Raw genomic sequence first — 12,860 nt, 5'->3', positions numbered from 1 at the left:
CTCATGACATGACTACCATCACCATACAACCCTCCGGCCGGACGGTGGAATGCCTGCCCGGCGACACCGTGCTGACGGCGCTGGAGCGGGCGGGCTACGCCCTGCCCAACAACTGCCGCGCCGGCGCCTGCGGCGAATGCAAGGTCAAGGTGCTCGCCGGCGCGTTCGATCAGGGTACCGTGCTGGACATGGCCTTGACCCCGCAGGAGCGCGCCCAGGGCTACGGCCTCATGTGCATGGCCAAGCCGCTGGACGACGCGCTGGAGATCGAATGGGGCACGGCCGACGCGCGGCCCAAGCTGTTTCCGCCGCGCGAAAACCAGCTGTTCGTGGTCACCGACAAACGGCCGCTGGCCCCGCGCGTCATGGAGCTGCGCCTGCGGCCGCTGGGCAAGCCCATGCGCTACTGGCCCGGCCAGTACGTGATGCTGGGCGACCCCGGCGCGGGCGTCGCGCCGCGCGCGTACTCGATCTCCAACGCGCCGCGGCCCGACGGCGAACTGGTGCTGCAGATCGCGCGCCAGGACGGCGGCGCCACCAGCGTGTGGGCGCACGATACGCTGATGCCGGGCGACAACATCAAGCTGGCCGGCCCCTACGGCACTTTCATCGGCGATCCCGCCGTGGACGCGCCGATACTGTGCCTGGCCGCCGGCACCGGGCTGGCGCCCATCCTGGCGCTGACCGAAGCGGCCATGCGCCGCGGCTTTCGCCAGCGCGTCATGCTGGTGGTGTCGGCGCGCACCCATGCCGACGTATACGGGCTGGGCATGCTGGCGTGGTGGCGAGCCCGTCACCGCAAGTTCGATTACCGCATCGCGCTGACCCGCGAGCAGCGCGACGGCTGCCTCGCGGGCCACGTCCAGGACGTGCTGGCGGAGGTGGCGGCGGACCTGTCGCGGCACACGGTGTTCGCCGCCGGCAGTCCCGGTTTCGTCGGCTCGGCCGTGGCCGCGGCCACGCGCCTGGGCGCGCAACCGGACGCGATCTACACCGAAGGTTTCCACGCCCAGCAGCGGCCCACGGTGGCCGACGACGCCCATTTGCTGTCGGGCGCCGCGGCCTGACGGGGCGCTATCGGCGCGGCGCCGGCCTGAAAGCCGGCGCGGCCAGCAGCAGAAAGCCGCCCGCGATCGCCAGGTTCTTCAGGAAGTTGTTCAGCTGGCCGGAGAACTGCGCCGGTTCCGCGGCCCAGAACGGATGGCCGATGAAGGCCGTGAGCACCGTGAACGCGCCCATCGCCAGCGCCACGTCGCGCAGCCGCCAGCCCAGCGCCACGGCGACGGCCCCGCCGATTTCCACCAGGATCACCATGATCGCCAGAAGCTCGGGCGCCGGCAGGCCGAGCTTGGCGAAATAGCCCGCCGTGCCGCCGAAGGCGAGGGCCTTCCTGATGCCCGCGACCAGGAAAAGCAAGGCCAGCAGCAGGCGTGCGGCGAGTTGAAGGCGGTTTTGGTCCATGTCACTTTGCTCCTTGTGGTGATGTGATGGTTGCGTGGTGGACGTTCTGCGCGGCGAGCAGGTCGGCGTACAACTGCTGTGTCTGTGCGACGAAACCCTGCACGCCGAATTCGGCCACGCTCTTGGCGCGGGCCTCCTGGCTCATGGCGTCGAGCCGCGGCCGCTGCGCAAGAATGCGGGTCAGGCATTGCGCGATGTCCTGCGGCGAGGATGGCTTCACTAACCAGCCGTTCACGCCGTCGTCGATGTTCTCGGGCAGGCCCGCGTAGCGGCTCACCATGACCGGCTTGCCCATGGCCATCATTTCGCGGCAGGCGAACGAGATGGTCTCGATGCGGCTGGACAGCACGAAGCCCAGGTCGAACTCCGCCACGAAAGGCCGCACGTCGGTGAGTAGCCCCGCGTAGTACACCTGGCCCATCATGTCCAGTTCCTGGATGCGCGCGAGCTGCGCGGCGCTGGGCGGCTGGCCGGCGACCGCCACCAGCGCCTGTTCGCGCAGGTGCCGTGGCAGCAGCGCCACCGCCTCCACCATGTGCAGCCAGTTCTTGTAGTCCGCCGTGCCGGCGTTGCTGCCGATCACCAGGCGGCCCCGGATCGGGATGGGCCATACCGGGGAGTCCGAGGGCGGGCGCGGCCGGTAGTATTCCGTGTCCACGCCGTTCTTGATGGTGCTTATGGGGCAGCGCGCATAGGGCGAGGCGCGCAGCCTGCGCGCCGTGTCGTCGCATACCGCGATGACCTGGTCGGTGCCCAGGCCGGCGCGCAGCCGCGCGCCCAGCCCGGAAATTTCATGGTTGTCGTGCTTGGTGTAGACGATGCGGGGGCGCGGCCCGCGCATGCGCATGCGCGCCAGCATCACGCAGCGGTGGTCCAGCGGGCCGTTGACGTGCACGATGTGAAAGCGCTCCGCCTCCATGAGCGCCTTCAGCCGGGCGACCAGCGCGGGCGTGCGCCAGATGCGGCTGGAGTATTCCACCGCCACCTTGCGGCTCATGCCGGCCAGGCTGGAATCGCGGTAAAGCCGGCTCGACGCGGGCACGGCAAGCGTCAGGTTGTGCAGCCCGCCCAGCTGCCGGATGAGGGTGGACAGGTAAGTGGTGTGGCCGCCGCCGTCGCCTTTGTGGTAGTTGGTGTACAGAATCTTCATGGATCTCGGGCCCGCATTTCCCGCCGGATGTGCATGTTTCCGCACTCTATGCAAGGGCCGCTGACCCCAGCGTGACCCAGGCCTGACACGAACATGACGGCAGGCTGACCGGCCCGTTTCCTGACAATTGCGTCAGGTTCGAGTCATGCTGCTGACGGCGCCGGCGGTATAAATTCAGGAGGCGCCCCGTGACGGCGGCCGGCGCATCGAAAGCAAATCTCGAAGGAAACCCATGCGCCTGCTGGTAGTGGAAGACGAGCCCAAGACGGCTTCGTACATCAAGCGTGGGCTGACCGGCCTGGGCTACACCGTGGACGTCTCCGGCGACGGCGTCGACGGCCTGTTCCTGGCCCTGGAACACGAATACGACGGCATCGTCCTGGACGTCATGCTGCCAGGCCAGGATGGCTATGCCTTCCTGGAGCGCCTGCGCGCGCGCAAGCAGACGCCGGTGCTGATGCTGTCGGCCCGCGGCTCGGTGGACGAGCGCGTCAAGGGCCTGCGCAAGGGCGCCGACGACTACCTGCCCAAGCCGTTCTCGTTCACCGAGCTGGTGGCGCGCATCCAGGCGCTGCTGCGCCGCCGCGGCGGAAACGGCGTCGACATGACGCTGCTGCAGGTCGACGACCTGCAGGTCGACATGATGGCGCGCCGCGCCACCCGCGCCGGCCAGCGGCTGGATCTCACGGCCAAGGAGTTCGCGCTGCTCAGTCTGCTGGCGCGCCATCAGGGCGAAATCCTGTCCAAGCTGATGATCGCCGAACAGGTCTGGGACATGAATTTCGACAGCGACGCCAACGTGGTCGAAGTGGCGATGCGGCGGTTGCGCGTCAAGGTCGACGCGCCCTACGAAAAGAAGCTGCTGCACACCGTCAGGGGCATGGGCTACCTGCTGGAAAGCCGCGACGAAACTGCGTCCGACGCCTCATGAGCCCCTCGATTTCGTCGCGCCTGGCGCTGATGTTCGCCTTGTCGGTGGCCTTGATCGTTTCCGTCTGCGCGGTGCTGCTGCAGGGCTCGCTCAAGATGTCGCTGCGACAGCAGATGGAAAACGAGCTGGAGCTGCGCCACGCCTTCCTGGACCCGCTGGTGATGTCGCGCGAGTCGCCCGCGATGTGGCCCAAGCTGGTCTCCCGGCTCGGCGCCATGACGCCGGACGACGGGCTGGACGCGCAGCACTGGATCATCAGCGACGATCCGCGCTACCGCTACGGCGGCCCGGCGCCCGAGGGCGTGGAGTGGAGCCGCGTGCCCGACGGCTTTTCGGTCCTGCCCGGCAACAAGGGCTGCTGTCCGCTGAACGTCCTCATCACCACCATCGGGCCGGCCGGCGACCGCCCCTCGGTGCGCCTGGTCGTCGCGCTGGATTCCACGCCGTACATGAAGACGCTGGGCGATTTCACCAGCGTGCTGATCGCCATCTCCATCGCCGGCGTGCTGCTGGTGGCCTTGCTGGGCTACGGCATCGCGCGGCTGGGGCTGGCGCCGGTGCGGCTGTTGAGCGGCCAGGCGCACGGGCTGGCGCCCGGCAACAACGGGCAGCGCCTGGACATCCGCCGCCTGCCGGCCGAGATCAAGGACCTGGCGGTGTCCTTCAATGGCGTGCTGGAGCGGCAGGAGGTGGCCTGGCGCCAGCTGGAGAGCTTCAACGCCGATGTGGCGCACGAACTGCGCACGCCGCTGACCAACCTGATCGGGCAGACGCAGCTCGGGCTGGCGGTGGGCAAGGACCGGCAGGAATTCAAGGAACTGCTGCAGTCCAACATGGAGGAGCTGGAGCGCATGACCTCCATCGTCAACGACATGCTGTTCCTGTCGCACGCGCAGGTCGGCAGGATGGCGATGGACCTGGGCGAAGTCTCGCTGCGCGAAGAAGCCGCCAAGACCGCGGAGTACGTCGAGCCGCTGTTCGTCGAGAAGGAACTGACGGTCCTTATGCAGGGCGACGCCCGCGCCTGCGTGGACCGCAGGCTGTTTCACCGGGCGCTGGCCAACCTGCTGGAGAACGCGGCCTGCTATGCCGATCCCGGCACCGAAATCGGCGTGACGATGCGCGAGCGGCAGGGCTACGCTTACGTCGAAGTCTCCAACCGCGGCGCGCCGATAGATCCCCAGATCCTGCCGCGCCTGTTCGAACGCTTCTTCCGCGCCGAGTCCGCGCGCAGCCAGAGCGGCAAGCACCACGGTCTGGGTCTGGCGATCGTCAAGGCGATTGCCTCGATCCACCGCGGCGACGTGTTCGTGCGCAGCGAGGGCGGAGTCAATACGTTTGGGTTTTCAATGGCGAGCGGGGAGGCGAGGGCGGGCGGGGAGTGAGGCTGGACCGCGCGTTCACAGGCCGAAATCTTCCCGAAGGCGGTCGATCCGGTGCATCCGTTCGTGGAGTGTCGTCACGATGCCGATATCGTTGTTGGAGAGCCGGCGCCAGTAGGCGAAGTGTTGCTCGTAGCGAAAAAAATAACCGTCTATGCCGAATTCGGCCGGTACGGGACCCGATGGCGTCTTGCGGGTTTCGATTCCGTCGAAAGCCTTGAACAGGCCGGTGATATAGCGGTCGGCCTGCTGAGTGCCCCAACGGTTCCGCGTATATCGATAGATCTCGTCGAGCCGGTAGGCCGCGGCCTCTTGGACTCGTATCCTTGTCTGCGCCACGCTGTCAGGCCCGGTTGCGCGCGATCACCTCGGCCGCTGACAGCGGCAGGTACGAAGATTCGGGAGCGGCGTAAGCAAGGGCCAGTTCCGCTTTCAAGCGGTCGGATGCCTCCTGTTCCACGCGCTCCTTGTCTCGTCGGATCAGATCGCGCACGTATTCGCTGACGTTCTCATAAGCGCCATGCTCGCCGACGTTGGCGGCGACGAAATCGCTAAGCGGGCCGCTAAGGCGGACCGTCATGGTCGTAGTGGTCTTGGGCATGATTGATTCCCATGAGGGATTTGTATTCAATATTATTAAATTTGAATACAACAACAAATCCTGGGACGACGCTTTGCCGGGCGGGGCGGAAAAGCAAAAAGGCCCAAACCGAAGTCTGGGCCTTTTCTGGAATCTGGAGCGGGAGACGAGTCTCGAACTCGCGACCTCAACCTTGGCAAGGTTGCGCTCTACCAACTGAGCTACTCCCGCGTGGGTTTCGTGCCATCACACTCTGCAATGCCGAAACCGGTTTCTTATTCACTCCGATCAACTTGGTTATCGATCGGAAGGCGCGCATTCTACATGATTTTTTTGAGCTTGTCATTTGATCTGTGCCGTCCAGTCTTGTTCACTGCACGGGGTGCGGATAAGACAAGGCAGGCAAAAGCCAGATCAAACACTCAATCAAGTAATATGAGCGAAGACAGAAACTATAGCATACACAGTCGTGCCCATGTCAAATTCCTTCGCTGACGCCGTCGCGCCGATTTCCATGTCTCCGGTCAGCCAGGATCTCACCCGGCTCAATACGCTGGGCCTGGCGTCGCGGGCCGAGGCCTTCGTCACGCTGGACGATCCGGCCCAGCTGCCGGCGCTGTCGCGCCTGGCGCGGCAGGCGTCGTCGCTGCTGGTGCTGGGCGGCGGCAGCAACCTGGTGCTGCCCGAGCGGGTGCCGGGGCTGGTGGCGCGGGTCGGGTTCAAGGGGGTGCGTCTGCTGCAGGCGGGGCCGGATGCCTGGCTGGTCGAGGCGGCGGGCGGTGAAAACTGGCATGGCTTCGTGCAGACCTGCATCGAACAGGGCTGGGACGGGCTGGAGAATCTGGCGCTGATACCCGGCACCGTGGGGGCGGCGCCGGTGCAGAACATCGGCGCCTACGGCGTCGAGCTGCGGGAGCGTTTCCACGGGCTGACCGCCTGGGACGTGCGCGAGGCGCGCTACGTCGACATGGACGCGGCGGCTTGCCGGTTTTCGTACCGCGACAGCGTGTTCAAGCATGACGAGCCGGGGCGCTGGATCATCGTGAGCGTGCGTTTCGCCTTGCCGCGGCCCTGGCGGCCGGTGCTGAACTACCCCGACCTGCAGCGCCATGCGCGGCTGGCGGCGCAGGCGCCGACGGCGCGCGCGATTTTCGACGCGGTGTGCGAAATCCGCCGCGCCAAGCTGCCCGATCCGGCGGTCACCGGCAACGCCGGCAGCTTTTTCAAGAATCCCATCGTGCCGGCCGACGTGCGCGACGCGCTGGCCGAACGCCATGCGGGCCTGGTGTCCTACGCGCAGCCGGACGGCCGCTACAAGCTGGCCGCGGGCTGGCTGATCGACCAATGCGGGTGGAAGGGGCGGGCGCTGGGCGCCGCCGGCGTGCACGACCGCCAGGCCCTGGTGCTGGTCAACCGGGGAGGCGCCGGCGCGGCCGACATCATGGCCCTGGCGCGCGCGATCCAGGAGTCGGTGTTCGAGCGCTACGGCGTGCGGCTGGAGCCCGAGCCGGTCGTCGTGTGATCCGGCTGGTTCCGGGCAGAAAAAAAGGACCTTGCAGGTCCTTTTTTTGTCGGGGCGCGGACTCAGAGGCCGAGCACCGATTGCATGTCGTACAGGCCGTTGTGCTTGTCTTCGAGGAAGCGCGCCGCGCGCAGCGCGCCCTGGGCGTAGGTGGCGCGGCTGGAAGAACGGTGCGTGATCTCGATGCGTTCGCCGACGCCGCAGAAGGACACGGTGTGATCGCCCACGATGTCGCCGCCGCGCAGCACGGAAAAGCCGATGGTGCCGGGCTTGCGCACGCCGGTGTCGCCGTGGCGGCTCCAGGTGGCGACGTCGGGCAGCGCGACGTCCCAGGCCGAGGCGATGGTCTCGCCCATCTTGAGGGCGGTGCCGGAGGGCGCGTCGACCTTGTTGCGGTGGTGGGCTTCGAAGACTTCGACGTCGTAGCCGGCGTTCAGGATGCGGGCGGCCATGTCGAGCAGCTTGAGCGTGGCGTTGACGCCGACGCTCATGTTGGGCGCGAACACGATGCCGGTCTTCTGCGCGGCGACTTCGATCGCGGCGCGGCCATTGTCGTCGAAACCGGTGGTGCCGATGACGGCCTTGACGCCGTGCTTGACGCAGGCCTGCAGGTGTTCGAGCGTGCCTTCCGGACGGGTGAAGTCGATCAGGCAGTCGGCCTGGGCCAGCGCGTCGAGGTCGTCGGTGATGGCCACGCCCGTCTGCTTGCCCAGCGTGGCGCCGGCGTCCTGGCCCAGCGCGGTCGAGCCGGCGCGGTCGAGCGCGACCGTGAGCTCCAGGTCGGGGGCGTTCAGGACGGCGTCGATCAGCATCTGGCCCATACGGCCGCTGGCGCCGGCAATTGCAATACGCATGGCGGGGTCCTTGGAATTAGTTGAGCGGCTGGGGCGCGTTGCCCGGCTGGCCGGGGTATTGGTTCAGCGGGCTGACGGGCGCATCGGCCTCGCGCCGGCTCTCGGCTTCGTCCTGTTTCTGGCGGGCCTCGTCCTCGCTCAGGCGCTTTTCCGCCTTCTCGTCGGCGGCGGCGTCGGGCGTGTTGATCTGGTAGGGCTGCAGGTCGGGCTGCTTGTCGCCTTCCCAGCGGACCAGGCGGTCGTTTTCGAACCAGACGGTGAACTTGCGCTCCTGGGCGTCGCCGTAGCCGGGCTTGAAGTAGTAGGGGTAGTCCCAGCGATTGGCGTGCAGCACGCTGGTCAGCGTCGGGCTGCCCAGCGCGAAGCGCACCTGTTCCCGCGTCATGCCCGGCTGCAGCAGGGCGACCTGTTCCTGGGTGATCCAGTTTCCTTGCTGGACGGGGGCCTTGTAGGGGAAGCCCCACTTGTCGCCCGAGCATCCGGCCAGGGCGACGGCCAGGGCGGCGACGGCCAGGCCGGTCTTCAGCGAACGGGAGGGAATTCGTGCAATCATGGACACTACGCGCCCCTATTATTTGGAAGCAGACAAAACCGTTATCATAAAGGTTTCATAAGGATAGTTCCGCGTGGCGGCATGAATTCGGTGAGCCGGCTCGCGGTGAACCCATCCTTGCCCATGCCAACGCGGACGGAGAGCGATTACACCATGAGCGACCAAAGCGAATTGAAGAACATGGGTTTGAAGGCGACTTTCCCGCGCCTGAAAATTCTTGATATTTTCCGCAAATCAGACCAACGGCACCTCAGCGCCGAAGACGTCTATCGCGCCCTGATCGGCGAAAACGTCGAAATCGGGCTGGCCACCGTGTACCGCGTGCTGACGCAGTTCGAGCAGGCCGGCATTCTTGCCCGCAGCCAGTTCGACAGCGGCAAGGCAGTGTTCGAACTCAACGACGGCGATCACCACGATCACCTGATCTGCACGAATTGCGGCAAGGTGGTGGAGTTCTCGGATCCGGAAATCGAAAAGCGCCAGCAGAAGATTGCCAAGGACAACGCCTTTGCCCTGGAAAGCCACGCCATGGTGCTTTACGGCATCTGCGGCAGCTGCCTGAAAGGACGCTGATCCGATCCTCCGGCCCGTGGCTGCGCTCGCGGCGGGCCAGTGAGTTCCAAAACCTCTTCAAATTGAAGGGGTTTTTTTATTGCAGGCGGTATTGCCGACGGGTCAGGCCGGCGCCTGCCCGAAGCCCTGGAGCATCTCGCGCGCATGTTCGCGCGTGGTGGCGGTGAGCTTGATGCCGCCCAGCATCCGGGCGATTTCCTCGACGCGGGCCGACGGGTCCAGCTCTTCGATGCTGGAGCGCGTGGTGCCGCGCGATTCGGCCTTGCTGACCAGGAACTGGTTGTTGGCGCAGGCCGCGACCTGCGGCAGGTGGGTCACGCACAGCACCTGGTGGCGTTCGCCGAGTTCGCGCAGCAGCTTGCCCACGACTTCGGCGACCGCGCCGCCCACGCCGCTGTCGACTTCGTCGAAGATCAGCGTGGGCACGCGCGCGGCGCGGCTGGCGATGACCGACAGCGCCAGCGAGATGCGCGACAGCTCGCCGCCCGAGGCCACCTTGGCCAGGGCGCGCGGGGTGGTGCCGGCATGGCCGGCCACCAGGAATTCGACCTGCTCGTTGCCGTGGGCGGAGGGCGCGGCGGGCGCCAGCGTGGGCTCGAACCGGCCGCCCTGCATGGCCAGCGTCTGCATGGCCTGGGTGACCAGCTTGCCGAGATCGCGGGCGGTCTTGCGGCGGGCCGTGGTGAGCTTGGCGGCGGCGGCGTCGTACTGGGCCTGGGCGGCCTGCGCTTGCGCCCGCAGCGCCTCGACGTCGCCGGCAGCCTGCAGGGCCGCGAGCTGGGCGTGCAGGTTTTCGCGCAGTTCGCACAGGGCGTCGGGCTCGGTGCGGAACTTGCGGGCGGTCTCGAACACCAGGCCCAGGCGGCTTTCCACGGCGCTAAGGCGTTGCGGATCGAGATCGACGCGGCTGACGTAGTTGTTCAGGTCGGAGACGGCCTCGCTGATCGCGATGCGCGCGGATTCGAGTTCGTCGTACACCCCTTGCAGCCCGGGGTCGTGGCGCAGCATCTGCTGGATGCGCTGGTTGGCCTGGGTGACCCGGTGGTGCGCCGAATCGCCTTCGCCGTCCAGGGCTTCGAGAATCTGGCTGGCGCCGTCGAGCAGCGATTGCGCGTGCGACAGGCGCGTGTGCTCGGTCTGCAGCGCGTCCCATTCGTCCGGGCCGAGGGCCAGCTGGTCGAGTTCGTCCACCTGCCATTGCAGGCGGTCGCGTTCGGTCGCCAGGCTGGCGGCGTCTTTTTCGGCGGATTCCAGCTGGCGCGCCAGGGCGCGCCATTGCTTCCAGGCCTGCGACACGGCCTGGCGCAGCTCGCCATGGCCGCCGTGGGCGTCGAGCAGGTCGCGCTGCGCGTCGGCGCGCATCAGGCTCTGGTGCGCGTGCTGGCCGTGGATGTCGACCAGGCTGTCGCCCAGTTCGCGCAACTGCGCGACGGTGGCGGGCGTGCCGTTGATGTAGGCGCGGCTGCGCCCCTGGGCGTCGATCACGCGGCGCAAGGCGAGTTCGTCGTCGGCGTCGATCTCGCGTTCTTCGAGCCAGGCGTGCAGCGTCTTGGGCGTGTCGAAGACGGCGGTGATGTCGGCGCGCGCCGCGCCTTCGCGCAGCATGCTGGCGTCGCCGCGCTCGCCCAGCGCCAGCGCCAGCGCGTCCACCAGGATGGACTTGCCTGCGCCGGTCTCGCCGGAGAAGACGGTGAAGCCGGGGCCGAAATGGATCTCGGTCTGTTCGACGATGACGAAGTCGCGGATATGCAGGGTGCGCAGCATGTCGGGGCGCTTACTACTCTACGTTGTCGGTGGCCTGGGGCATCAGGTTCCAGTGCAGCTTGCGGCGCAGCGTGGAGAAGAAGCTGTAGCCTTCCGGATGCACGAAGCGGATGACGTAAGGGGCGCGCTGCACGACGATGCGGTCGCCCGGCTGCAGGTCGGACCAGGTCTGCATGTCGAAATGCACGCTGGCGCCGACCTCCACGCGGCCCATGGCCGTGAGCGTCATGTTGAGCACGCCCGTGTCGGGAATCACGATGGGGCGGTTCGACAGCGTCTGCGGGGCCACGGGCACCAGCACCATGGCGTTCATGCCGGGGTGCAGGATGGGGCCGTTGGCCGACAGCGCGTAGGCGGTCGAGCCGGTAGGGGTGGCGATGATGAGGCCGTCGGCGCGCTGCGTGTACATGAAGGCGCCGTCGAGTTCGACCCGGACCTCGATCATGCCGCCGCGCCCGGCGCGGTTCAGGACCACGTCGTTCAGGGCGGTGGCGGAATACATCTGCTGGTCGCCGCGCCACACGCTGCCTTGCAGCAGCGTGCGTTCCTCGATCTGGAAGCTGCCTTCGAGCACGCGCGCCAGCGCGCCGTGCGCGTCCTGCAGCGCGATGTCGGTGATGAAGCCCAGGCGGCCGTGGTTGATGCCGATCAGCTGCACGCCGTAGGGCGCCAGGTGGCGGCCCGCGCCCAGCACGGTGCCGTCGCCGCCCATGACGACGGCCAGCGAGGCGGTCTGGCCGATTTCCTCGAGCGTGGCCACGGGGTATTCGGTCAGCCCGGTATTGCGCGCCGTGTCGGCGTCGATGAGCACATGCCGGCCGGCCTGCGCCAGCGCGTGGGCGAGGGCTCTCAGCGGTGTGTCCAGGCCGGTGTCCTGGTATCTGCCGATCAGGGCGACGGTAGGAAAGTGCATGGCTGCTTGCGTATCCAGAAAGGGCGGGCGCGGGCCGAAATCCGCCCGGAATGTGCTATTAAGCCGATTATATGGGGCCGCATATTGGCTTGCGGGACAAAAATCGCCTCAATCGGAAAAGTTTCCCTAAAATACCTGTTATGGATGACCGTGCACGCGCCCTACTGAAGGCGTTGATCGAACGCTATATCGCCGATGGGCAGCCAGTCGGCTCGCGGACGCTATCGAAAGTATTCGATCTGTCTCCGGCCACGATCCGCAACGTCATGGCGGACCTCGAAGAACTGGGCCTGATCCACAGCCCGCATACCTCCGCCGGCCGCGTGCCCACGCCGCGGGGCTATCGCATGTTCGTCGATTCGCTGCTGGCGGTGCAGTCCTACCAGCTCGAGCCCCACAACATGGGCGAGATGCTGGCGGCGGCCGAACCCACCCGCGCCGTCAACGCCGCGGCGGCGCTGCTGTCGAACCTCACCCAGTTCGCCGGGGTGGTGCTCACGCCCAAGCGCGCGCAGGTGTTCCGCCAGATCGAATTCATCCGCCTGTCCGACAAGCGCGTGCTGCTCATCATCGTCACGCCCGACGGCGACGTCCAGAACCGCATCCTGTTCGTCCAGCGCGATTACTCCGAGACGGAATTGCTGGAAGCCGGCAATTTCTTCAACATGCATTTCGCCGGCAAGTCCTTCAACGTGGTGCGCCAGACCCTGTCGACCGAGCTGGCCCAGCTGCGCGAAGACATTTCGCGCCTGATGCAGGCCGCCGTCGAGGCCAGCGCCGAGGCGGCCGAGGACGGCGACGCCATGGTGATCTCCGGCGAGCGCAAGCTGCTCGACGTGACCGACATCGCCTCCGACATGGACCGGCTGCGCAAGATGTTCTCGCTGTTCGAGAAAAAAACCGACCTGCTGCAGCTGCTGGACGTCTCCAGCCGCGCGCAGGGCGTGCAGATCTACATCGGCGGCGATTCGCAGCTGGTGCCCATGGAGGAAGTGTCCGTCATCACCGCGCCCTACGGGGTCGACGGCAAGGTGGTGGGCACGCTGGGCGTGATCGGCCCGACCCGCATGGCGTACGAGCGCGTCATTCCCATCGTGGACATCACGGCGCGCCTGTTGTCCAACGCCCTCAGCCACAACCAGTAGGCCCATTCAAAACGACATCCTCCTTGCGGAGG

The 12,860-nt window shown here is 67.0% G+C and carries 14 protein-coding genes and 1 tRNA gene; 6 read left to right on the top strand and 9 right to left on the bottom strand.

Annotated elements, in window-relative coordinates:
• Positions 1-8: 8 nt before the first annotated feature.
• Positions 9-1,067, top strand: coding sequence for a 2Fe-2S iron-sulfur cluster-binding protein (locus AC1M14_RS21865; protein WP_479730454.1), 1,059 nt, complete (start codon positions 9-11; stop codon positions 1,065-1,067).
• A gap of 7 nt (positions 1,068-1,074) precedes the next feature.
• Here AC1M14_RS21865 and AC1M14_RS21860 read toward each other — a convergent pair whose 3' ends face one another.
• Together AC1M14_RS21860 and AC1M14_RS21855 are read right to left on the bottom strand one after the other, a co-directional pair.
• Positions 1,075-1,461: a DoxX family protein gene (locus AC1M14_RS21860; protein WP_479730453.1), complete on the bottom strand. Its 387-nt coding sequence runs from the start codon at positions 1,459-1,461 to the stop codon at positions 1,075-1,077.
• Between the two features lies 1 nt (position 1,462).
• A complete protein-coding gene (locus AC1M14_RS21855; protein WP_111826459.1) occupies positions 1,463-2,611 on the bottom strand; it encodes a glycosyltransferase family 4 protein in 1,149 nt (382 codons plus the stop codon).
• A 232-nt stretch (positions 2,612-2,843) separates the two neighbouring features.
• Here AC1M14_RS21855 and AC1M14_RS21850 point away from each other — a divergent pair, with 232 nt between their 5' ends.
• Positions 2,844-3,542, top strand: coding sequence for a heavy metal response regulator transcription factor (locus AC1M14_RS21850; RefSeq protein ID WP_111826460.1), 699 nt, complete (start codon positions 2,844-2,846; stop codon positions 3,540-3,542).
• Entirely contained in the window at positions 3,539-4,927 is a 1,389-nt protein-coding gene (locus AC1M14_RS21845; protein WP_479730452.1) for a heavy metal sensor histidine kinase, read from the top strand. The genes AC1M14_RS21850 and AC1M14_RS21845 overlap by 4 nt, the downstream gene beginning before the upstream one ends.
• A gap of 15 nt (positions 4,928-4,942) precedes the next feature.
• Here AC1M14_RS21845 and AC1M14_RS21840 read toward each other — a convergent pair whose 3' ends face one another.
• The 3 genes from AC1M14_RS21840 to AC1M14_RS21830 form a co-directional block, all read right to left on the bottom strand.
• Positions 4,943-5,263 (bottom strand): type II toxin-antitoxin system RelE/ParE family toxin, encoded by a 321-nt coding sequence (locus AC1M14_RS21840; RefSeq protein WP_111826462.1) that lies wholly within the window; start codon positions 5,261-5,263, stop codon positions 4,943-4,945.
• Positions 5,264-5,267: 4 nt separating this feature from the next.
• Positions 5,268-5,525, bottom strand: a complete 258-nt coding sequence (locus AC1M14_RS21835; RefSeq protein ID WP_111826463.1) for a ribbon-helix-helix domain-containing protein — start codon at positions 5,523-5,525, stop codon at positions 5,268-5,270.
• A 134-nt stretch (positions 5,526-5,659) separates the two neighbouring features.
• Positions 5,660-5,735, bottom strand: a tRNA-Gly gene (locus AC1M14_RS21830).
• 244 nt (positions 5,736-5,979) lie between these two features.
• Here AC1M14_RS21830 and murB point away from each other — a divergent pair.
• Positions 5,980-7,026 (top strand): UDP-N-acetylmuramate dehydrogenase, encoded by a 1,047-nt coding sequence (gene murB, locus AC1M14_RS21825; RefSeq protein ID WP_479730451.1) that lies wholly within the window; start codon positions 5,980-5,982, stop codon positions 7,024-7,026.
• A gap of 62 nt (positions 7,027-7,088) precedes the next feature.
• On the opposite strand, the gene dapB is transcribed toward murB, so the two are convergent.
• Together dapB and AC1M14_RS21815 are read right to left on the bottom strand one after the other, a co-directional pair.
• On the bottom strand, positions 7,089-7,880 hold the full coding sequence (gene dapB, locus AC1M14_RS21820) for a 4-hydroxy-tetrahydrodipicolinate reductase (RefSeq protein ID WP_111826465.1): 792 nt from the start codon (positions 7,878-7,880) through the stop codon (positions 7,089-7,091).
• Positions 7,881-7,896: 16 nt separating this feature from the next.
• Positions 7,897-8,433: an outer membrane protein assembly factor BamE gene (locus AC1M14_RS21815; protein WP_102774195.1), complete on the bottom strand. Its 537-nt coding sequence runs from the start codon at positions 8,431-8,433 to the stop codon at positions 7,897-7,899.
• A 153-nt stretch (positions 8,434-8,586) separates the two neighbouring features.
• On the opposite strand from AC1M14_RS21815, the gene fur reads away from it, so the two are divergent.
• Complete coding sequence (gene fur, locus AC1M14_RS21810) at positions 8,587-9,006, top strand: ferric iron uptake transcriptional regulator (RefSeq protein WP_062679813.1); 420 nt, start codon at positions 8,587-8,589, stop codon at positions 9,004-9,006.
• Positions 9,007-9,108: 102 nt separating this feature from the next.
• On the opposite strand, the gene recN is transcribed toward fur, so the two are convergent.
• Both recN and AC1M14_RS21800 read right to left on the bottom strand, forming a co-directional pair.
• The gene (gene recN / locus AC1M14_RS21805; protein WP_479730450.1) at positions 9,109-10,770 is read right to left on the bottom strand and encodes a DNA repair protein RecN; all 1,662 of its coding nucleotides are present in this window, start codon (positions 10,768-10,770) and stop codon (positions 9,109-9,111) included.
• Positions 10,771-10,783: 13 nt separating this feature from the next.
• Positions 10,784-11,683, bottom strand: a complete 900-nt coding sequence (locus tag AC1M14_RS21800; protein WP_479730449.1) for an NAD kinase — start codon at positions 11,681-11,683, stop codon at positions 10,784-10,786.
• Positions 11,684-11,823: 140 nt separating this feature from the next.
• Here AC1M14_RS21800 and hrcA point away from each other — a divergent pair, with 140 nt between their 5' ends.
• Positions 11,824-12,828: a heat-inducible transcriptional repressor HrcA gene (gene hrcA, locus AC1M14_RS21795; RefSeq protein ID WP_102774198.1), complete on the top strand. Its 1,005-nt coding sequence runs from the start codon at positions 11,824-11,826 to the stop codon at positions 12,826-12,828.
• The last annotated feature ends 32 nt before the right edge of the window (positions 12,829-12,860 follow it).

It is taken from the genome of Achromobacter sp. SX5, from assembly GCF_056711425.1.
This window is presented reverse-complemented; position numbering and strand designations above follow the sequence as displayed.

Bases quoted from the DNA above. Each gene is read 5' to 3' on its own strand.
- AC1M14_RS21865 (WP_479730454.1), top strand. From the start codon at position 9: ATGACTACCATCACCATACAACCCTCCGGCCGGACGGTGGAATGCCTG.
- AC1M14_RS21860 (WP_479730453.1), bottom strand. From the start codon at position 1,461: ATGGACCAAAACCGCCTTCAACTCGCCGCACGCCTGCTGCTGGCCTTG.
- AC1M14_RS21855 (WP_111826459.1), bottom strand. From the start codon at position 2,611: ATGAAGATTCTGTACACCAACTACCACAAAGGCGACGGCGGCGGCCAC.
- AC1M14_RS21850 (WP_111826460.1), top strand. From the start codon at position 2,844: ATGCGCCTGCTGGTAGTGGAAGACGAGCCCAAGACGGCTTCGTACATC.
- AC1M14_RS21845 (WP_479730452.1), top strand. From the start codon at position 3,539: ATGAGCCCCTCGATTTCGTCGCGCCTGGCGCTGATGTTCGCCTTGTCG.
- AC1M14_RS21835 (WP_111826463.1), bottom strand. From the start codon at position 5,525: ATGCCCAAGACCACTACGACCATGACGGTCCGCCTTAGCGGCCCGCTT.
- murB (WP_479730451.1), top strand. From the start codon at position 5,980: ATGTCAAATTCCTTCGCTGACGCCGTCGCGCCGATTTCCATGTCTCCG.
- dapB (WP_111826465.1), bottom strand. From the start codon at position 7,880: ATGCGTATTGCAATTGCCGGCGCCAGCGGCCGTATGGGCCAGATGCTG.
- AC1M14_RS21815 (WP_102774195.1), bottom strand. From the start codon at position 8,433: ATGATTGCACGAATTCCCTCCCGTTCGCTGAAGACCGGCCTGGCCGTC.
- fur (WP_062679813.1), top strand. From the start codon at position 8,587: ATGAGCGACCAAAGCGAATTGAAGAACATGGGTTTGAAGGCGACTTTC.
- recN (WP_479730450.1), bottom strand. From the start codon at position 10,770: ATGCTGCGCACCCTGCATATCCGCGACTTCGTCATCGTCGAACAGACC.
- AC1M14_RS21800 (WP_479730449.1), bottom strand. From the start codon at position 11,683: ATGCACTTTCCTACCGTCGCCCTGATCGGCAGATACCAGGACACCGGC.
- hrcA (WP_102774198.1), top strand. From the start codon at position 11,824: ATGGATGACCGTGCACGCGCCCTACTGAAGGCGTTGATCGAACGCTAT.